At 38.1% G+C, this 20,569-nt stretch carries 24 protein-coding genes; 8 read left to right on the forward strand and 16 right to left on the reverse strand.

The window, feature by feature from the left end; all coding sequences use genetic code 11:
- The first annotated feature begins 24 nt into the window (after positions 1 to 24).
- Entirely contained in the window at positions 25 to 471 is a 447-nt protein-coding gene (locus tag MSG66_RS13635) for a GatB/YqeY domain-containing protein (RefSeq protein ID WP_042897124.1), read from the forward strand.
- Positions 472 to 561: 90 nt separating this feature from the next.
- Here the strand turns inward: MSG66_RS13635 and MSG66_RS13640 are convergent, their stop codons facing one another.
- From MSG66_RS13640 to MSG66_RS13695, 12 genes are all read right to left on the reverse strand, one after another.
- Positions 562 to 1,989 (reverse strand): M48 family metalloprotease, encoded by a 1,428-nt coding sequence (locus tag MSG66_RS13640; protein WP_324654547.1) that lies wholly within the window; start codon positions 1,987 to 1,989, stop codon positions 562 to 564.
- A gap of 142 nt (positions 1,990 to 2,131) precedes the next feature.
- Positions 2,132 to 3,097, reverse strand: coding sequence for a D-glycerate dehydrogenase (locus tag MSG66_RS13645; RefSeq protein WP_324654394.1), 966 nt, complete (start codon positions 3,095 to 3,097; stop codon positions 2,132 to 2,134).
- 11 nt (positions 3,098 to 3,108) lie between these two features.
- Positions 3,109 to 3,756 carry a hypothetical protein gene (locus tag MSG66_RS13650; protein WP_324654395.1) on the reverse strand — a complete coding sequence of 216 codons (648 nt, stop codon included), beginning with the start codon at positions 3,754 to 3,756 and terminating at the stop codon, positions 3,109 to 3,111.
- A 100-nt stretch (positions 3,757 to 3,856) separates the two neighbouring features.
- Positions 3,857 to 5,746: a M48 family metalloprotease gene (locus tag MSG66_RS13655; protein ID WP_324654396.1), complete on the reverse strand. Its 1,890-nt coding sequence runs from the start codon at positions 5,744 to 5,746 to the stop codon at positions 3,857 to 3,859.
- A gap of 78 nt (positions 5,747 to 5,824) precedes the next feature.
- On the reverse strand, positions 5,825 to 7,366 hold the full coding sequence (gene purF / locus MSG66_RS13660) for an amidophosphoribosyltransferase (protein ID WP_202741596.1): 1,542 nt from the start codon (positions 7,364 to 7,366) through the stop codon (positions 5,825 to 5,827).
- A 25-nt stretch (positions 7,367 to 7,391) separates the two neighbouring features.
- The gene (locus tag MSG66_RS13665; RefSeq protein ID WP_324654397.1) at positions 7,392 to 7,979 is read right to left on the reverse strand and encodes a CvpA family protein; all 588 of its coding nucleotides are present in this window, start codon (positions 7,977 to 7,979) and stop codon (positions 7,392 to 7,394) included.
- A gap of 6 nt (positions 7,980 to 7,985) precedes the next feature.
- The gene (locus MSG66_RS13670) at positions 7,986 to 8,990 is read right to left on the reverse strand and encodes a quinone-dependent dihydroorotate dehydrogenase (RefSeq protein WP_324654398.1); all 1,005 of its coding nucleotides are present in this window, start codon (positions 8,988 to 8,990) and stop codon (positions 7,986 to 7,988) included.
- An 89-nt stretch (positions 8,991 to 9,079) separates the two neighbouring features.
- A complete protein-coding gene (gene gspM / locus MSG66_RS13675; RefSeq protein WP_133972571.1) occupies positions 9,080 to 9,559 on the reverse strand; it encodes a type II secretion system protein GspM in 480 nt (159 codons plus the stop codon).
- Complete coding sequence (gene gspL / locus MSG66_RS13680; RefSeq protein ID WP_324654399.1) at positions 9,559 to 10,698, reverse strand: type II secretion system protein GspL; 1,140 nt, start codon at positions 10,696 to 10,698, stop codon at positions 9,559 to 9,561. Before gspL ends, gspM begins: the two co-directional genes overlap by 1 nt.
- Before the next feature lie 23 nt (positions 10,699 to 10,721).
- Positions 10,722 to 11,177: a SixA phosphatase family protein gene (locus MSG66_RS13685; RefSeq protein ID WP_042897139.1), complete on the reverse strand. Its 456-nt coding sequence runs from the start codon at positions 11,175 to 11,177 to the stop codon at positions 10,722 to 10,724.
- Between the two features lie 56 nt (positions 11,178 to 11,233).
- Positions 11,234 to 12,307 carry an NAD(P)H-dependent glycerol-3-phosphate dehydrogenase gene (locus tag MSG66_RS13690; protein ID WP_202741592.1) on the reverse strand — a complete coding sequence of 358 codons (1,074 nt, stop codon included), beginning with the start codon at positions 12,305 to 12,307 and terminating at the stop codon, positions 11,234 to 11,236.
- Between the two features lie 34 nt (positions 12,308 to 12,341).
- Complete coding sequence (locus MSG66_RS13695) at positions 12,342 to 12,917, reverse strand: nitroreductase family protein (RefSeq protein ID WP_324654400.1); 576 nt, start codon at positions 12,915 to 12,917, stop codon at positions 12,342 to 12,344.
- A gap of 209 nt (positions 12,918 to 13,126) precedes the next feature.
- On the opposite strand from MSG66_RS13695, the gene MSG66_RS13700 reads away from it, so the two are divergent.
- On the forward strand, positions 13,127 to 13,507 hold the full coding sequence (locus MSG66_RS13700; protein ID WP_005046134.1) for a hypothetical protein: 381 nt from the start codon (positions 13,127 to 13,129) through the stop codon (positions 13,505 to 13,507).
- A 39-nt stretch (positions 13,508 to 13,546) separates the two neighbouring features.
- Here the strand turns inward: MSG66_RS13700 and rhlB are convergent, their stop codons facing one another.
- Positions 13,547 to 14,698, reverse strand: a complete 1,152-nt coding sequence (gene rhlB / locus MSG66_RS13705) for an ATP-dependent RNA helicase RhlB (RefSeq protein WP_197730994.1) — start codon at positions 14,696 to 14,698, stop codon at positions 13,547 to 13,549.
- 102 nt (positions 14,699 to 14,800) lie between these two features.
- Positions 14,801 to 15,013: a cold-shock protein gene (locus MSG66_RS13710; RefSeq protein ID WP_000126912.1), complete on the reverse strand. Its 213-nt coding sequence runs from the start codon at positions 15,011 to 15,013 to the stop codon at positions 14,801 to 14,803.
- Positions 15,014 to 15,387: 374 nt separating this feature from the next.
- On the opposite strand from MSG66_RS13710, the gene MSG66_RS13715 reads away from it, so the two are divergent.
- The 5 genes from MSG66_RS13715 (at position 15,388) to MSG66_RS13735 (ending at position 18,119) form a co-directional block, all read left to right on the forward strand.
- The gene (locus tag MSG66_RS13715; RefSeq protein ID WP_042897147.1) at positions 15,388 to 15,633 is read left to right on the forward strand and encodes a sulfurtransferase TusA family protein; all 246 of its coding nucleotides are present in this window, start codon (positions 15,388 to 15,390) and stop codon (positions 15,631 to 15,633) included.
- A gap of 133 nt (positions 15,634 to 15,766) precedes the next feature.
- Entirely contained in the window at positions 15,767 to 16,633 is an 867-nt protein-coding gene (rpoH, locus tag MSG66_RS13720; protein ID WP_003650733.1) for an RNA polymerase sigma factor RpoH, read from the forward strand.
- Between the two features lie 110 nt (positions 16,634 to 16,743).
- On the forward strand, positions 16,744 to 17,109 hold the full coding sequence (locus MSG66_RS13725; protein ID WP_004643452.1) for a DUF423 domain-containing protein: 366 nt from the start codon (positions 16,744 to 16,746) through the stop codon (positions 17,107 to 17,109).
- A 13-nt stretch (positions 17,110 to 17,122) separates the two neighbouring features.
- Complete coding sequence (thiS, locus tag MSG66_RS13730) at positions 17,123 to 17,320, forward strand: sulfur carrier protein ThiS (protein WP_042897149.1); 198 nt, start codon at positions 17,123 to 17,125, stop codon at positions 17,318 to 17,320.
- 13 nt (positions 17,321 to 17,333) lie between these two features.
- Positions 17,334 to 18,119: a thiazole synthase gene (locus MSG66_RS13735; RefSeq protein ID WP_202741590.1), complete on the forward strand. Its 786-nt coding sequence runs from the start codon at positions 17,334 to 17,336 to the stop codon at positions 18,117 to 18,119.
- A 129-nt stretch (positions 18,120 to 18,248) separates the two neighbouring features.
- On the opposite strand, the gene MSG66_RS13740 is transcribed toward MSG66_RS13735, so the two are convergent.
- Complete coding sequence (locus tag MSG66_RS13740) at positions 18,249 to 18,875, reverse strand: metal-dependent hydrolase (protein WP_202741589.1); 627 nt, start codon at positions 18,873 to 18,875, stop codon at positions 18,249 to 18,251.
- Positions 18,876 to 18,897: 22 nt separating this feature from the next.
- Positions 18,898 to 19,671: a peroxide stress protein YaaA gene (gene yaaA / locus MSG66_RS13745; protein WP_133972557.1), complete on the reverse strand. Its 774-nt coding sequence runs from the start codon at positions 19,669 to 19,671 to the stop codon at positions 18,898 to 18,900.
- A gap of 125 nt (positions 19,672 to 19,796) precedes the next feature.
- Here yaaA and MSG66_RS13750 point away from each other — a divergent pair, with 125 nt between their 5' ends.
- On the forward strand, positions 19,797 to 20,429 hold the full coding sequence (locus tag MSG66_RS13750) for a hydrolase (protein ID WP_324654402.1): 633 nt from the start codon (positions 19,797 to 19,799) through the stop codon (positions 20,427 to 20,429).
- Positions 20,430 to 20,569: the final 140 nt, after the last annotated feature.

Here is a 20,569-nt window from a genome sequence, read left to right on the forward strand (position 1 = left end):
TAATTTGTGATTGACTGCTGAATTATGACTACTTTAAAAAACCAAATTACTGATGCATTAAAAACTTCTATGCGTGCCAAAGATATGGCAACAGTGACGGTTTTGCGTGGTCTACAAGCAGCAATTAAGCAAATCGAAGTCGATGAGCGCAAAGAGCTTGGCGACGCTCAGGTTCTTGCGGTCATTGAAAAGCAAATTAAACAACGTAAAGAATCGATCAAAGCCTTTGAAGGTGCTGGTCGTGATGATTTAGCTAGTAAAGAACAAGCCGAAGCTGAGATTTTATCTCAGTTTCTACCAGAAGCTATGACTGAGGAAGAGCTTGATTCTCTCATTGAGCAAACGATTTCTGCTCAAGAAGCAACTAGCATGAAAGATATGGGTAAGGTGATGAATTCTCTACGTCCGATCATAGCCGGGCGTGCCGATCCTTCTATAGTTTCAGCAAAAATTAAAGCTAAATTAGCTTAATTTCTTCTCTTAAATTTTATATTCCTTCAAACTAAAATTCCTTTTAGTTTATGCATATTTGTCTATCTGAAAATTTTGAAAGTTCTATCTTTAAATTTTCATTCTTCGCTCATCTTGCATTTGTTTTAATCTACTGTCTATTCTAGCCGACATTGCTTGGTTGTCTTTTGCTAAACGCTGAGCATGCAACATCGATTTAATTGCATTTTCTTCACTACCCGACCAATATTCAGCTTCTGCTCGATAGCGTAAAACGTTGACTGCCCTCAACGATCCTGCCTTGTCCAAATTAGCGGCTTGCTGTAAAAATTGCCAACCTTGTATATCTCTTGGGTTTTTATTAATAAATTGTTGAACAAGAGTTTGAACTTGTGCAAATTTTCCTTGACGTAATAGCACTTCAGCCAATTTATAGCTAAAAGCTCTATTTTCAGGCATAGTCATTTGTGTAGAAGCGATTGAAGAATAAGCTTGATCAAGTTTGTTTTGCCCCAGATAAATATCTGTCTGCAATAAGGCAACAAGGGGTTTTCCACTAGATTTCACTTGATCTAAGGTAGATTGTGCCTGTGCATAATCACCCTGTTTTGCATAAAAAGCTGTCAAACCAATAAGACCAGCAATATTTTTCTGAGAAGCCAAACTCTGTAGTTGGTTTTCAGTAGCCTGATTTGAAACCACCATTGTGTACCATTTTAAAATTTCAAAATCTGCATCATACATACGATTTTTGACTTTAGGCATTTGGTTTGCACGAAGCCGAGCTTCACTCATACGCTCGGTCGTCAATGGATGAGTCAGCCAAAAATCTGGTAAAAAACTTACCCGACTCGTCGCACGATGCATTGTTTCAAAATAATCCGCCATACTTTGAGGGTTATAACCCGCTGCATACATATATTGCATGCCAATACGGTCTGCTTCACGTTCCTGATTTCGACTATATGTTAACTGGCTATCCATTAGTGCAGCCTGTGTTCCCAACATCACTGCTGCGCCTGCATCTCCACCGCCCTGTGCAGCTATTGCCACACCTGCTAAAAGCCCAGCTAAACTTAATAAAGTTTGTCCCTTAAAGGCTTCCTCTGAACGGCTAAAATGTCTTTGTGATACATGGGCAATCTCATGCGCCATAACTCCAGCAATTTCATCAATATTGCGAGCTGAAGCAATAAGCCCAGTATTGAGTGCAAATAGGCCACCCGGAACAGCAAAAGCATTAATTTGTGGATCTTTAATAACAACTAGACCAATAGGCTGACCAAGCTGAGTCTCGCTCAGAATACTTGAAAATACCTGAAAAAATTGATCTTCGAGCCAGATATCTTGAATAACTGGCATTTGTTTATGAACTTCACGGAAAACTTTTTCACCAATAAATTTTTCTTTTTGTTGATCAAGCAAGCCTATCCCACTTCCAATATTTGGAATTTCCACCTGATTCACAGATGGCTGAGGGTCGAAAGACTGTGCATACGACACATTTGCTATAAAAGTCGCACTTAAAATAACTGGCAAAAATCTCAAAAGTTTTTCTCTATTAAAATTAAACCATAAAAAAAGCCTACTGATGTAAACCATAAAAAATGATGTTCAATCAATAGACTTTTACTATATCACTCGAAATCGACTAGTTTTGCAATGAAGTGTTATTAATCACTTATATAAAGTTTTGGTTTACCAGATATCTAGGAGTTTTATCCTCCAAAGCTTCAATCAGATTTTTATAGGCAAGATTTGCCATTTTTTTACGGGTTTCGGCAGTAGCTGAACCCACATGAGGCAAAGTGACTACGTTAGGCAATTTAAAAAGTGCTGAATCCTGTAAAGGCTCTTTTTCATACACATCTAAGCCAGCAGCAAAGATCTGATTTTGCTGCAAAGCTTCAATTAAAGCTTGCTCATCAACCACTGAACCACGCGCAATATTAATAAAAATAGCGTGTTTTTGCATAAGTTCAAACTGAGCTTTACCCATTAAAGCTTTCGATTCGTTATTTAAATCAACCGCAGTTACTACAAAATCAGACTGCTGGAGTAATTGATCCAAACCAAGATATTGTGCGTTTAATGGCTCAGCTAATTCAGGCTTTTCACGACGATTATGGTAAACAATATTCATGTTAAATCCATAAAAACCACGCCGTGCAATTGCAGCCCCAATATTACCAAGCCCAATAATCCCCAATGTCTTTCCAAAAACATCCAAACCGAATTGCTGAGGCCCTACTGTTCTTTTCCATTCACCTTGTTTAGTCCAATGATCAAGAAAAGGAACTTTTCTAGCAGCGCTTAGTAACAATGTAAAAGCAAGATCAGCTGTCGTTTCAGTTAAGACATGAGGGGTATTTGATAACCAGATTTTTCTTTGATTTAGATAAGCCAGATCATAATTGTCATAGCCCACCGTTACAGATGAAATAATTTTCAGTTTTTGAGCTGGTGCAAGATTACTTTCATTGAGTAACCGTCCTGCGCCAATCATTCCGTCAGCATCTATAACGTGTTGTCGTATTTGTTCATTAATATCACCCAATTTTGGGTTAAGAACTACAACATGATAATTCTGTTGTAATCGAGACAAAATTTCTTCATCAATTTGGCTAAATACTACAACTTTTTTCATGTAAATCCCTACTACTCGTTGTTATCTTGCATTAATTTCCATAACCTTTTTTTAAGGAGTGGTTTCTCCAGCATTTCTTTTAAACTTGCTAAATGAATAATATTGGCGTGTTGAATATAAGAACAGTCACCAAGACATAATATTTTCTTCTCCGCGGCGACAGCATCTAAAAAGCCTTGTATATATGAACCAGCACCCCGTTGATCTTGATAAGTCGCTAACGGAAAAGGCCATTTTAATTCAGCATACTGCCCTATTTTTGCTTTTTGTATGTTGGTCCAAAGCTGTTTTTCTTCTTCACTTAAATTCGTAACATCTAAAAAAATAACACATTTCTCAAGAGAAAAAGCCTGCAACTCAAATGATGCAATCTTAATTACAGGCGCTTGCACTTCATTGTGAGGTACTATAACGGGCTGGGCCTGTACTGAAACTGGTGCCACAATTTCAGGTTCAACTTTTGGAATATCGTTGATTTGTGGCTTTGTGGGCTGTTCAAAAACGACTGGTTCTACAGAAGGCAATATAATCGGTTCAGGTTCGTCAATAACATGATCTCGCCAAAGGCTTTGAGCATTATTTTTTTGGCACACCTGTGTCTTAGGAATCCATAAATCAATTCCTAAAGTTGCCAGTATATTTCTTTGCTGCCCAATCATGTTTGAATCAATACCTCTACTCAATCTACATTCTAACGGGCTTCAGTTTTTTTTTCAGTGTTTTATTTCGTTCAGTTGTTTTTATAATCGTAGATGTCTTTTAAATAATCATAACACTATTTCTTTTTTGCATTTGCTCAACAATTTCTTCTGTCTCAAAGCCGAAACGCCAATAAAGTAATTCAAGTACATCCAACTCATCTTGAGTAATAATGCGATCGCTCCACAAGCACATTTCCGCAATCGCTAAAATACTCAGACGGTCACGTAACAATAAACCCGCAATATCATTTAAAATTTCAGCAAGATCTAAAGGCTCATCCGAAATTTCATCATAAATATTCATCTCATCAGGATTGAGCAGAGAACGTAAAATACGATCACGGACTTCTAACTGATTTGGACTATTAATTTGTTGAACATGAAGTAAAGCATCAATCAAACGAACAATTTGAGGTTTTACTTCTTCAAATGCAGTTGGTAAATGCAGCGGCATCAAATTTAGTTCATATTTAACCCGCTCTAATAAAAGTGCATCTAGCAAACCAATCTCGCCATCTTCTTGAATAATGAGCGCCAGCTTAGTAAGAAATTGCCGCGCAATACTTGCTGGCATATGTCCAATGTTTTTACAAGCATCATGAAATATCTGAATATGAATACGACCATCAAGATTTAATAAGGCATCAATAATGGCATGACTTACTGGCGCATCTTTAGGGATGAATTCTCGATATTGACGAATCATCAAAATAGCGACCATTACCTCACGTGAACCCGTAGCAGTTTGTAGCGCACGCTGGATTAGCTCAGGGCGCTTCTTATTTCGACGCACATCACTATTAAGAGGCTTAATGGCATCATTTAATGCAAAACTAATGGGTGACAATCTTAATAAAGGCAGCGGTTGTGGAGATGACCACGGAACATAAATTTCTTTCTCAGATTCCTCTAAAAAATGAAATAAGCTAAATAACGGACGATTGCGGAGTTTTTTTAAATTTTCTAATTGCAAATCTTGTAGCAAAGTCGGGTTTAACTCATAAATACGTTCACGAATACTCGGGTGAATATTCATCCAGCTTTGAGGACTAAGTGAGTTAGCAAAACACATATGCGCAATTGATTCAGAATAAGCGCTATGAATTTGTGAACCGGAATGATGAACATAAATACGTAACAAAGTCTGAGTATTGGCACTATTTTTTAATAATCGTACCGTTTTTTGGTCATTACGAAATGTGCGTCCACTCAGAGTTAAATATTTAATGAAGCGGGTAATCAGTACACCTAGGCTTCCAGCCAACCAAATGACGCCACCCACCGCAACAAAGACGGTTTCAAACTTATGTTTATAACCTGGGCTATAGCGCTTAAAACCTTGTTTCGCCAATTTACTGCCCCACTGACTAAAAGTTGTTAATCCACTATATAAAATCTTTAATTTAGTATTCTCAACGGCTTCACCCGACAAAATTTGATTAAACTCATGGCCCAACAAACCATATAGTTCAAGTTTATCTAGATTTTGCAGAGCCCCCCAAGTCAAAATAATCACAATATCTTTAGGGTGAAAACCTGCCGTAAGGGCATTTACGCCTACTTCATCAGGTAAAACATATAAGGTTGGAACTTTAAGTGAAAAATTTTGCGCCAAATATTCAGTAATTTTTAATGCTTCAAGTTCTTCTGGTGTACTTTCTTCTTTTACTAACCGACGTGCTTTAAGCTGTTTTGCTAAAGAATGTCCACCTTTACGCAAGATATAAAGTTCAGTAACTACCGACCAAACCATAATAAAAAGTAAAAGCGCGACAAAATAAGGACTTAAAGTGTGCCACCAAATGGGCTGACTATAATCAAAAAAATGGACGAGTAAACCTAAAATTAAATTTAAAATAAAAATAGTAAGCAGCACAGCAACCAAACACATAGTGATGGACCATGCCATATTCTTATTTTCGATGAGATAGTGGCTTACTTCTTTCAATGTAAATATTCCCAATTACATTGTTAGTTTTCATCATAAAAGAAAAAAGCGGGAAATACCCGCTTTTTTCAGCTATTTCTATTCTTCTTTAATGCCTGTTAAATCTACAGAAGCTGCGTCAACATTAACATCAATGTAACCATCTTTTTTCTTTTTAGCAGAATCATTACGCTTCTGCTCCAAATTATTTAGATAAGTTCCATCGATATCACCTGTTACATAGATTCCATCAAAAACAGAGCAATCAAACTCAGTTAGATCAGGCACTTTGCTAGTGCGTACAGCATTTTTCAAGTCTTCCAATTCCTGGAAAACCAAACGATCAGCACCAATAATTTCTTGGATCTCTTCTACACTGCGTTCTGAAGCAATTAGCTCAGTTTTAGCAGGCATATCAATACCATAAACGTTTGGATACATAACCTGAGGTGCTGCTGATGCAAAGTATACTTTTTTTGCGCCAGAATCACGTGCCATCTGGATGATTTCGTTACAGGTTGTGCCACGAACAATTGAATCATCAACCAGTAAAACGTTCTTGCCTCTAAACTCAAGTTCTACAGGGTTTAATTTCTGACGTACTGATTTTTTACGCTGTTGCTGACCAGGCATAATGAAGGTACGACCGATATAACGGTTTTTCATAAAACCTTCACGGAACTTCACACCTAAAATATTTGCTAGTTCTAATGCTGAAGTACGGCTCGTATCCGGGATTGGAATAACCACATCAATATCATGGTCCTCGCCCCAGTCACGTAAAATTTTATGAGCAAGCTTTTCACCCATTTTTAAACGAGCTTTATAAACTGAAATTCCGTCAATGATGGCGTCAGGACGTGCAAAATAAACATATTCAAAAATACATGGGCGGTATTTTGGATTAGCTGCACATTGTCTTGTGAACAATTCACCATCAGCAGTGATAAAAATTGCTTCACCAGGTTCAATATCACGCTCAATTTTAAAACCAAGCGCTGTAATAGCAACTGATTCAGAAGCGATGATATATTCCATCTCGCCTTGTTCAGTCATACGTGAACCATAGATCAGTGGGCGAATACCGTTTGGATCGCGGAAACCCACTAAACCATGACCGGTAATCATCGCCACTACGCCATACGCACCTAGACAGCGCTCGTGTACACGAGTAACTGTGTGAAAAATATCATCTGGTGTAGGGTTTAAAGTACCGTTCTTCTGCAACTCATGCGCGAATACGTTCAAAAGAACTTCTGAGTCAGAATCAGTATTCATATGACGTAAATCTGTTTTAAACAGGTCATCATGAATATCTTCGGCATTGGTTAAGTTACCATTATGTGCGAGCGTAATACCGTAAGGTGAGTTCACATAAAATGGTTGTGCTTCAGCACTGCTAGCAGAACCAGCAGTTGGGTAACGTACATGGCCAATACCATAATTACCAAGTAATGCTCTCATATGACGAGTATGAAAAACATCACGCACCATACCGTTATCCTTACGAAGGAAAAGACGGCCTTCATGGCAGGTTACTATTCCAGCTGCATCTTGCCCACGATGTTGCAACATCGTTAAAGCATCAAACAACATTTGGTTCACTGGCGATTTACCGGCTATACCAACAACTCCACACATAGCAACCTCGCAGACAAGCTAGGAATTAATAAAAAGGATTTTTTGTCGAATGGTCGGATCGGTTTTCTAAATCTTCCGATTCGTCCATTGGTTTTGAAGGGGTGCTTGATGCACTACCCCCAGATGTTATTTGATGAAATGCCTCACTTGCTGCATCTTTAGACAACTCGGTCGCTAAAGGTGCATAAGGCAGTAAAAATTGTATAAGTCTGGACTGTTTCCAGTGTGGTGAACTTTCAACCCAAGGCCCTACGCCCTGCATTGTAATCAACACAACCAACAAGCCTTTTAAAGAACCAAAAGCACCACCTGCTAAACGATTTAATGGCCCCAATTTCAGACTTTTCAAGAGGCCATTTAAAAATGCAGTGACGATCCATGTTAAAACAATGATCATAAGTGCTATAAATGCGAAAGCTGCAATCTTTTGAACCACTGGATCATGACTTAAACCTGACATTGACGGCGCAAGAAGGACAGCATATTTTGCACCCATAATTAATGCAATGATCCATCCTACCAAGTTCGCAAAGGCTTTGATAAATCCTTGTCGCAAACCGTTTAGCCCCCCAATGAGCAAAAGTATCAGAATAATGATATCAATTGTGTTCATATTCACTTAAGTCATGGCTGCAACACATTGCTTTACAAGAGTAGGACCGGTATAAATCAGTCCACTATAGATCTGCACTAATGTTGCCCCAGCTTGCTGTTTGGCTACCGCTTGTTCACCTGATAAAATTCCACCGACACCAATTAATGGTATTTGGCCTTTTAACGTTTGAGCAAATAAGCGCAAGCATTCTGTACTTTTTTCAAAAACAGGTGCACCTGATAGGCCACCTGACTCATTACCATAGGGAAGGTTTTCTACACCTTCTCTCGATAAAGTCGTATTTGTAACGATTAGACCATCAATTTTAAATTGCAACAATTGTGCTGCAATAAACTCAACATCTTCTGCTGTTAAGTCAGGCGCAACTTTTAAAACCAAAGGAACATAATGGTTATATTGCTCAGCAAGCTCAAGTTGTCTTTCTTTTAATGTTTGCAATAATTCAGTTAATGCATCGCCACTTTGTAAACTTCTTAAGTTCTTAGTATTTGGAGATGAGATATTAACAGTAATATAAGAAGCGTAGTTATAAACCTTCTCAAGGCAAATCAGGTAATCATCCACAGCCTTTTCTACAGGCGTATCTGCATTCTTACCAATATTGATACCTAGAATTCCTTTAAATTTTGAAGCTTTGACATTCTCAACAAGCTTATCAACACCATCATTATTAAAACCCATGCGGTTAATAATGGCTTTCGCTTCAGGAATACGGAACAATCGTGGTTGTGGATTACCCGACTGAGGACGAGGTGTAATTGTACCAATTTCAATAAAACCGAAACCTAGTCCGGCTAAAGAATCAATATGTGCACCATTTTTATCAAGCCCAGCCGCTAAACCTACCGGATTTGGAAATTCAATTCCCATACAGGTTGTTGGTTTCGATTCTACGCTCTGGCGTAGCAGGCCGAACTTATGTGCTTTATCAAGCATAGATAATGTTAATTCATGGGCACGCTCTGGTGCTAAACTAAACAACATCGGGCGAGCAAGTGAATATAACATACCAATCACAGTCTACTGATTTTAGGTAGGCATATTATAGGCACAGGTAGCACAAAACACCATGCTTAAGAACAGCATATTTTAATATGTTATTGAACCGTCGCTGTTAATTTAATCTGTCCTTCACTTGAAACCATTTCCATTTTTTGAATACTTAAACCCATTTGCGCAAGTTGGGTTAAAAAGTTCGCTAAAATTGCATAATTCTGATGAGTAACAATAATTTGTAATTGCTCACCATTTTGTTGAGAAGTGACCGTTAAACCTTGTTGCTGAGCTACTCGTTGTATTTTTTCCGATTGGCCCAACTCAAGTTCACTCGCTGGTTTCATGGTAACTGCATTACTCTGCATCCAGACCATCAAATCTTTTAAATCATTTAAGCGCTGTTGTTGTTGCTCTGCCAAGGAATGCATTTTCCAAAGTGAAGCCCCTACAATAGTCACTACAAGAAAAATTGTAGTAAAGACCACCATAACCCGCTCACGCACAGTTAAACGATCTAAATATTGAGTGACTTGTTCAATCCACTGGTCAAAGCGGTTTTGCAATTGAGTTATCATTTTCATTATTGTATTTTCACCACCCCAATTGCCCCACCACCATCGGCTTGAACATTACCTAGCTCCGCTTTAAATCCTTGCTGGTTAAGTTGCTGAGTTAAAGCTTGCAAATCATCGGCTGACTTTGCTTTTAATGCCATCGTTAGTGTTGAAGCATCATAAGCTAACTGCTGAGCTAAAATTTGTCTTTGCATTAAAATAGGCCCAACACGGCTCAATAAAGAAAGCGCTTGCGTATCACCTTGCTTACTCATGCGTAAATGACTTTCAAATTGGCTTTTTATATTTTGTTCATTTACACGACTAGAAGCCCCAAACCAATATTTATATTGCTCGACCGTCTGTTCGGCGGTTTGATTGGCCACACTTTTTAACTTTACCCAACGCAACAAATCATAGCTAAACTGAACCACTATAATTGCTAAAACAACAGCAGCACACGCTTTCCAATAACCAGAAACCGCTTGCTCTTGCCCTTTAGCCTTAGGTAGCACATTAAAAGGATGCTGTTTAGGTTTATCTAAACCCTGAAATTGATAAATAAATTCTGAATGATGCTCGGCATCCGATGCTGCTACTAAGCTTTCGAGTTGCTCTGTTGTTAAACCACTATATTGATAATGAGTTTCAACTGGCTGGAACTCTAAAAACAAGGCTAAATCATCTAGTGAATTACCCACCCATTTACTTTCACGCACAAGTAGTTTCTGATCAATATTACATAAGACCACTCGCTGCTCTTGGGGTTCAGGTAAAATCAGAAATTCTGGCAGCAAAGCAACGAGTTTAATAGGCAGTAAAGCCATTGCATGTTGCCATGTTTCTACTGTTGTTTTTGCCACTCCCAATACGGTGAGTTGATCAGCATGAAAATGATGAACCACTTTCATATGATCAATAGGCAAAGTCACAAACTCTTCAAGCAAATATTTAACACCATCTGCCCCTAGTTGCTTGTAATGAGACTTTGCCATGTGCTGCTGGAGTACCTGAGCATGACGACTAGGGAAAAAGATGACAGCCTCTTTTCCTTGATGTAATTGCAGGTCTTGTATGAGTTGATCAAGACTTGCTGCCTGCAACCAGTTTTCTCCGTTAGACCAATGCCATATTCCATTGGTTTCAGGCATCCATAAATACAGCATAATGGGCTAAATGACCTTTTTAATTATATTGTGGGTATAAAACTATTTTTTTGTGTTGATAAACCAGTTGCAATAACAGCCTGATCATAAATTCGAGCTTCGGCAAGTGCAAATGGATTAAAGTTTTCATGTGTCAGTAATTCGGCAATATGCCCTACTACATTCATATGACACACGACTACAATTGACTCATAAGGAACCTGAGACAACCACTCAACTGCTTCTTTCGCATTATCATCCGGTTTAATTTTATCGCATAACAACACAGGAACATCTTTAAAATAAGTTTGAATATGCGCCAATGTCTCTTGAGCACGCAATAAAGGACTAACTACAAAAATATCAGGCTTAACAATATCTTTTAAAAATGTTGCTGTCTGCTCAGCTTGAGCATGTCCACGAGCGGTAAGCGGACGTTTAGTGTCATTACCATTCACTGGAGGAGCGGCTTCCCCATGACGAACCAATGTCAGTTGCATAAATATTCCTTGTTAATAATTCTTGCATTATAACCGTAATTTATGACATTTCTTCTTCAGACTTCATGATGAGGTAAAACAAACTCAACATCACTACGGTGTCCATTTTTCATCAGAGATAATGCAATATTTAAAGGTGGCGCACCTTCGAAAATAACCTCATATAAGGCATTTGTAATAGGCATATATACGTCTAGTTCTTCTGCTTTACCACGCACCTGAACAATCGTATTAATTCCTTCTGCGGTTTGCCCCAACTCTTTACTCGCTTGGTCAAGTGTTTTACCTGAACCCAACGCATAACCAATCTGATAATTACGGCTTAATGGACTATTACAAGTTGCAAATAAATCACCAACGCCAGATAAACCTAAGAACGTTAACGGATTTGCCCCTTGCTTGACTGCAAAACGGCTCATTTCGGCTAAAGCACGCGTTAAAATCATGCTCTTGGTATTTTCACCAATCTTGTAAGCAGCACCAATTCCCATTGCAACTGCATAAATATTTTTAAGTGCCCCACCTAGTTCAACACCATGCACATCATCACTACCAAACACTCGGAATAAAGCGCTATGAAGTGCATGCTGCACAGCATAACGAACTAATTCAGAATCACTGGCAATAACAGTACCAGATGGCATCCCCGCCATAATCTCCTTAGCGAGATTTGGGCCAGATAACACCCCATAAGGAACTTCTGGCAATTCTTCACGAATAATATCGCTCATGAAGCTAAAAGTTTTAGCCTCGACACCTTTCGTTAAAGAAACAACCGCCTGTGCAGTAATAAAAGGAGCAATTTGCTTTAATACATCACGAAATGAATGACTAGGAATTGCCACCAAAATAATATCTCGATCACACACTGCTTGTTCTAGATCAGACACAGCGCGTAAAGATGACTCTAAAACAAAGTCTGGCAAATACCGTTTATTAATATGGGTTTTATTAATTTCTTCTGCTGTATTAGCATCACGAATCCAGATCATGGTGTCACAACCATTACGTGCAGCTAAATTCGCCATAGCCGTACCAAAGCTGCCTCCACCTAACACAGTAATACGTAATGCCGTTTTTTTATCGACCTCAACAGGTTCCACTAAATCTGTAAACTTAAATTCAGCCATACTTTATTATCCTATTTCTTACTTCTACAGACTTTTATGCCTGCCAAACTTTTACGAATTCTTTACTTTCAATATCTGCACGCGGTGCAATCGCTTTAGCTGCTGTGCCCACATAAATAATACCTGAAATTAAATCATGTGGTTGCAATCCTAAATGCTGTTTTAACCAGTTTGATTCGACAACAGCCCCACTACGCCACATGGTGGAAAAACCTTGAACTTGTAAAGACAATAAAAGGTTTTGTACGGCAGCCCCAGTACTTAAAATCTGCTCAAAATGCGGAACCTTAGGATGATCTTGCAATTGCGTAAGCGCTAAAATGAGTAAAGGTGCGCGAAAAGGATGTTGCTTAACTCGCTCAAGTTGCGCTGAGTCAGTTTCACCTAAATCAGCCAGTGCTTTCGCTAAAACCTCACCAAATGCAGCACGCTGTTCAGCCTCGATAACAACAAAACGTGTGGGTTTAAGTCTATGATGGTCAGGAGCAGTTAAAGCCGCTTGAAAGGCCAATTCTAATTGATCTGCATTTGGTGCAGGCTCAATCAATTGACCAATAGATTGACGTTGGTGAATATTCTGATGAATTATCTGTGTTGCTGAATCCGTCATTAATATTGATCTAACTCAAAAAATTCAAAATAGATTAGCATAATCTACCGATAATCCACCATTGTATCTAGAACATAAAAATAACGAGTTCATATTTTGACATTTTGCTAAGACAAAACATCAAAACTAATACAACCTCTTCAAAATCAATTAGAAAACTTGTGTTCAAATAGTTAGATCTTTTGACGATTAAACATATTAGGTGAACCATGAAAAAAATAATTTTAGCGAGTGCATTGAGTAGTGTTGTTTTATTACTAGGGGCTTGTGCCACTACCCCTAAAAACACCTTAGCTGTTCAAAAAGAAAACAATCAATTTGAAGTCACGGGCATTGGTAAAACAAATCTAATTGCAAAAAATAATGCGATTACTGCCGCTCAAAAAACTTGTTCAAAAAATACTACGCCCGTTGTTGTAGATGAAAAAACAACATATAACGGCGTATTAAAAGATGTAGTAAGTGAGAAAACAGGCCAAATGGTTGAAGCAGCAGCTGGTGTGATTGGTACTTTAACTGGCAAAAATGCATCTCTAGCAAAAGATGATGACTACCAAACTACACTTACTTTCTATTGTAAAATTAATTAATCAAAAAAAAATCCCAATCAAATGATTGGGATTTTTTTATTAGCAATAACCCTCTATACGGGTTAATGGTAATTTCTTACCAATTGCTTTTTCAATTTCTGGCAAGTAAAAAGCATCATCTTCTGAAAGGAAACTAATACTTACACCTTGTGACCCAGCACGGCCTGTACGACCAATACGATGCACATAATCGTCTGATTGCTCAGGTAAAGTATAGTTGATCACATGAGATACGCCATCAACATGAATACCACGGCCTGCAACATCAGTTGCGATCATGATATTATTTTTACCCTGCTTAAACTGGTCTAACATTTTTAAACGTTTATCTTGAGCAATTTCACCTGAAAGCATCCCGACCCGATATCCATCTCTCTTTAAATGATCATAAAGACGGCGTACTTGATCACGTCGATTAGCAAAAATCATGACTTTATCGATAGGTTCTTCACGTAAAATATCTTGTAGCAAACGATATTTATCTTGTTTAGCTACGACATAAACACGTTGCTCAACATCGCTATTGGTTTTTTGCTCAGGTTCAATTTCAACAGTGATTGGCTCAAATAACCACTGTCTCGCCAAATTAAGCACGTCATAACTAAAAGTAGCCGAGAACATGAGGGTTTGGCGTTCTTCCTTACGCGGAGAATAACGCACGATACGTTTTACAGAAGGAATAAAACCCATGTCCAATAAGCGGTCAGCTTCATCAATGACTAGGAATTCAATTTGATCGAGCCAAACTTCTTTTTGTTCTACAAAATCAATTAGTCGTCCAGGAGTGGCAACTATGATATCTACAAAATTAGCATCTAGCTGTTTCTTTTGCTTATCAAAATCTACGCCACCTAACAGTGTCACGATGTGTAAATCTGAAAATTTTGTGAGTAACTTCGCATCGCTTTCAATTTGCAATGCCAATTCACGAGTAGGCGCTAAAATCAAGGCACGTGGCTCACCACGAAAACGCTGCTCTTGAATCGGGTTATGTAACAAGTCATTAATTACACTAATCAGGAAAGCAGCAGTTTTACCTGTTCCTGTTTGTGCTCTACCAATTGCATCATGCCCGCCCAACGTATATTTTAAAACCTTTTGCTGAATCGGGGTCATTTGCTTAAACCCTAAAGCATCAATCGCCTTTTTAAGTTGCGGATGTAAATTCAAGGTTTCAAAACCAGATGTCATAAATACATGCTCTAACAAACAATCTCTCTAATGAGAAGATCATTATAAACAAAAACGCCCCAATTCAAAAATTGGAGCGTCCGTGATTCATCAAAAGATGAATTAGTCTAAAGGCTGAACGTTTTCAGCTTGAAAACCTTTTTGACCTTGTACTACACTAAATTCTACGCGTTGGCCGTCACGTAAAGAACGGTGACCGTCACCAACGATTGCACGGAAATGAACGAATACGTCATCACCGCCGTTACGTTGAATAAAGCCAAAACCTTTAGTGTCGTTAAACCACTTTACTACGCCTTGTTCGCGAGCTGTCATAAGTCAATCCTCAGATGTTGAAAAAAGGACCTTCCGGTGTTGCAAACAGCAGAGCAAACAAGTTTTTAAAATATTTATAATCTTAAAGCTTGTAATCATTCTGTAAAACTATCAACAATTTCCGGTTACATCCATTTGTTATAGGGTTTTTAAACCATTTTAAGTGTGTGGTAAATCCTAAAACGGTTCGAGCTTACCATGGGTTTATGACAATTAATAGAATTTTTTTCAATTATCTCCCCTATTTTTAGTCCTTTTTTTAAACAGCTTATTACAATGTTTTTTATAGGTAATTGCATGTTTCTTCTTTTATAAAATGTGCCGTATTTATAAAAAATTTGTTAGAATAATTTTTTTAGTTGTTTTGATAATGAATGACCAACTCTTCTTTTACTACAGCAGTCATTGAAATTAATGCTTTGGGCCAACCCTGTCCGATGCCCCTGTTAATGCTAAAACGTGAACTCAAAAAAGTATCGGGTAAACAGCAATTCTTATTAAAATCTTCTGACCCTCATAGTGAAATAGATGTAACTCGTTACTGTGGGTTACATCATTTTATGTGTCAGACTACACATATATCCGAAAGAGAATTTCACTATTTAATTGAAACTCAATAATTCTTTGCTAAACTAAAAGATTAGAAATTGCATAAAATTTTACATTTTTCTACCCAATTTTCCTTAATTATGAAGCTGATTCAAATTAAGATGAATTTATTGGTTATCCCATCCGATCCTACAAGGAGAAATCATGAGTGACAGCAGCAATCAATTGATGCCCCTGTCATTGTCTGCGCCCGGTGTAAACCTTGGTGCATATATCAGTACTGTCAATCAGATTCCTATTTTAACGGCCGAGCAAGAAAAAGAACTTGCTGAACGTTATTATTATGACCAAGATCTTGATGCCGCAAAAATGCTGGTAATGTCGCATTTACGTTTCGTCGTTCACATTGCGCGCAGCTATGCAGGTTATGGCCTACCACAAGGCGACCTTATTCAAGAAGGTAATTTAGGCTTAATGAAAGCCGTGAAGCGTTTCGACCCAAATATGGGCGTGCGTCTTGTATCTTTTGCCGTCCACTGGATTAAAGCAGAAATTCACGAATACGTTATCCGTAACTGGCGTATTGTCAAAATTGCAACGACCAAAGCACAGCGTAAATTATTTTTCAATTTACGTAGTTTAAAAAAATCGAGTAAAAAATTAACGCTCGAAGAAGCTCAATCGATTGCGAATGACTTAAATGTAACGGCAGAGCAAGTTCTGGAGATGGAAGGTCGTTTGACCGCTTATGATGCTGCTTTCGAAGCTCAAGGCGACGACGATGATGACACCCCACATACTGCACCTGCATTGTATCTTGAAGATAACCGCTATGATCCAGCTCGTTTAGTCGAAAATGAAGACTGGGAAGAGCAAAGTACATCTGCTTTACATAATGCAATGGATCAGTTAGATGACCGTTCGCGTAACATTTTACAACGTCGTTGGTTAGATGATGATAAGTCTACTCTCCACGAGTTAGCGGCCGAATATAATGTATCAGCAGAACGTATTCGCCAGCTTGAAAAGAATGCAATGGAAAAAATTAAAATTGCTATGTCTGCAAGCTAAAATAAGTTTAAAAATAAAAGGGCGATTAGCCCTTTTGTTTTATCTGGCTATGTTTAGCCAACCCAATCTATGATAACGTTGCCTTTCATTATTCATTTGCGTTTTTTGTTATGTGGATTGCCATTTCAGCCCTTAATCTTGCCTTTGCAGTCATGTTGGGTGCTTTTGGAGCACATGGTCTTAAAGCTCACGCGAGTCCTGAGCAACTTGTTTGGTGGCATACTGCAACCGACTATTTTTTCTACCATGCTTTAGGTCTCTTAGCACTTGGTATTTTAAGCAAAGTCATCCTTACGTTTCCTATTAAATTGCCATTCATATTGATTCAGATCGGTATTTTATTCTTCTGTGGTTCTCTCTATATCATGGCGCTTGGATTACCGCGAATTTTAGGGGCAATTACCCCAATTGGTGGAGCATTTATGATAGCTGGATGGCTCGTTTTGGCTTGGAATGCTCTCAAATACGCAAAATAATTGGAATGTGATCATGCAAATTTATTTAAATGGCGAATTAACGGACACGCCTTGTCAAAACCTAATGCAGCTCATTCAGGCTTTGGCACTTGAAGGAAAAAGATTTGCGGTCGAATACAACCAGCAAATTATTCCAAAAAGCAAATTAGAGCAAATCACTATTGCTCAACATGACCGTATCGAAATTATTCACGCTGTTGGCGGCGGCTAAGTCGGAGTTATCCATGCAAGACACCCCTCTCATTATTGGTTCACGTTCTTTTCAATCTCGTTTATTGGTAGGAACTGGCAAATATAAAGACTTAAATGAAACAGATTTAGCCATTCAAGCAAGTGGTGCAGAAATCGTTACTGTTGCAATCCGCCGTGTGAATATTGGACAACATCCAGATCAGCCAAATTTACTGTCTGTCATTCCGCCAGAAAAGTATACAATTTTGCCAAATACCGCAGGTTGTTTTGATGCTGATAGCGCAGTACGTACTTGCATGTTAGCGCGTGAACTTCTAGACGGTCACAACTTGGTAAAACTTGAAGTTTTGGGTGACGAAAAGACATTATATCCAAATGTAACCGAGACTTTAAAAGCTGCACGCACTTTGATTGATGACGGTTTTGAAATTATGGTTTACACCTCTGATGACCCGATCATTGCTCAAGAACTTGAAAGTATGGGCTGTGTTGCAATTATGCCTTTAGGCAGTCTTATTGGTTCAGGTTTAGGTATTTTAAACCCGCATACTATTTCAATTATTAAAGAAAATGCAAAAGTGCCAGTTTTGGTAGATGCAGGCGTTGGCACAGCAAGTGATGCAGCTATTGCTATGGAACTTGGTTGTGACGGTGTGTTGATGAATACAGCGATTGCTGCGGCTCATAACCCTATTTTGATGGCTTCTGCAATGAAAAAAGCGGTTGAAGCAGGTCGTGAAGCATTTTTAGCAGGTCGCATGCCACGTAAACGCATGGCAAATGCAAGCTCACCAGAAACAGGTTATTTCTTTAAATAATTTATTTCTAAGGAATCACTGCTTTTTCAGTGATTCCTCTCTCTCCTCTTAGCCATTCCCACTTTTTAAAAAGTCTAAAAATCTATATCGCTCTACTCTACTTAATAGATCTAGATTCTTATATTTAGCTTAGGCTATATCTAATATGTGCTTTAAATTTTGCTTAGCTCTTAACTCAAAATTCTTTTGAAAATATGCAGTTTGATAAAGTGGCTTAGACTGATAAAAATGCCTTAAAACCTCTTTTCTTTTAGTTGAATATACTTGTGGATCAACCCAAGAATATTCCTGCTGAATCTGCTGTTCATATTCCGTAAAACGTTCAGGTGTTGCTGCCAAAATAGCTAAATCAATATCTAATAAAAACTGTAAATCTGGGACATCAGTCGACACATGCTTTTGGGTAGCAAGAATCCACTGCTTTATTTTCTGAACTGTATTTACTGGTAAATCTTGAGCCATATATTGCTCAAAGAGTTCAGCACTTTTAAGCTCATTGTCTTTGGCTTGTGGATCATAGATAACATCATGAAAATAAATTGCCAATGCCACTGCAGGCGCATCATTTAATTCTGCTCGAATTGACTCGAACAGAATTAAACATTCATATAAATGTTGAACAGTATGATAAGCCCGCTGCTTTTCACTATAAGCAGCGATGAGTATATCTAAGATTTTTTGCGGCCCAGATAAGTGATAATACTGATGCAGCTCAAACCAAACATGTTCCAATTTTGATAAATAAAGCTGCATCATAAAATACTATCCTTTCTTAGGATTATTGCTCATCTCGCTTAAATACCAGTTCTTTTGCTGATGAGTTTTCAGCATCAAAGTAGTATCCATCAGTATTAAACGCTTTAATATCCTCAGCTTTATTTAACTGGTTTTCAATCATAAAACGAGCCATTAAACCGCGTGCTTTTTTCGCATAGAAACTAATGACTTTATATTTGCCATTTTTCTGGTCAAGAAAAACAGGCTTAACAATTTCAGCCTTAATTTTCTTCTCGTTGACCGATTTGTAGTACTCATCTGAAGCTAGATTTACAAGTAATTCAGATTTAGTTTCATGCAAGTCTTCATTAATCTGGTTGGTGATAATCTCACCCCAGAATTCATACAAATTATGACCACGTAAATTTTTTAATTTAGTGCCCATTTCTAGACGATAAGGCATCATTAAATCTAAAGGACGTAATAAACCATATAAGCCAGATAGCATACGTAAATGCTGCTGTGCAAAATCAATATCTTTGTCTTTTAAATGATAAGCATCTAAACCTGTATATACATCACCTTTAAATGCATAGATCGCTTGACGAGCATTTGAAAAATCAAATTCGGGCTTCCAATCTCTAAAGCGATTAACATTAAGTGTGGCAATTTTCTCACTCACACTCATTAAACTCGCAATTTCCGATGCAGAAAGTTTGCAACACACATCAATTAATTGTGCTGAGTTCTCTAGCAATCGTGGTTGAGTAAATTCATCTGTGGGTAAAGCTGTTTCATAATCTAAAGTTTTTGCAGGAGAAATTAAAGCAAGCATAGACAACCTGAAAAAATTATTCTTAATCCCAACTATAACAGTAGATATTTTTTAATGCTAACTCGTGTTTTCAATGGCGACTATCGGTAAAATAGCATCACGTATTGTTATTTAGCGGTTCTTATATGTCTGAGCAAACTTTCATCCAGGGTCCAGTAGGTAAAATTGAACTTTTCGTTGACCGCCCTGAAGGTGAAATCAAAGGCTTTGCGGTTGTTTGCCATCCGCATCCATTGCAAGGTGGAACCCCTCAACATAAAGTCCCTGCCCTTTTAACCCAAATCTTTAATGAATATGGCTGTATTGTTTATCGCCCTAGTTTCCGTGGCTTAGGCGGCAGTGAAGGTATTCATGATGAAGGCCATGGTGAAACTGAAGATATCTTAGCTGTAATTGAACATGTTCGTAAACTTCATGAAGGTTTGCCATTTTATGCAGGTGGCTTTAGTTTCGGCTCACATGTTTTGGCAAAATGCTTTGCACAGCTTAATCCTCAATTACGACCTGTACAGTTAATTTTGTGTGGTTTACCAACGGCTACCGTTGTGGGTTTGCGCCACTATAAAACTCCAGAAATTCAAGGTGATATTCTACTCATTCATGGTGAGCAAGATGACATTACCTTGCTTTCAGATGCAATTACATGGGCAAAACCTCAAAAGCACCCAATTACGATTTTACCGGGCGCTAATCATTTCTTTACAGGCTATTTAAAACAGCTTCGCCAAATCATTACACGTTTTATTATCATGAAATAAATTGTGGTTTGATGGACATAGATTAAATCTACGTCCATCATTTTATAAGCCATGTAACGACTAAAAATTATTCCAACTTAATCCAAAACGGGCCAAATATTTTTTCACTCGATCACTATCGTTTGTTCGCTATAATTTCT

Origin of the sequence: Acinetobacter sp. IK31 (assembly GCF_035615195.1) — a bacterium.
In the GTDB taxonomy this organism is placed as follows: Bacteria; Pseudomonadota; Gammaproteobacteria; order Pseudomonadales; family Moraxellaceae; genus Acinetobacter; species Acinetobacter calcoaceticus_C.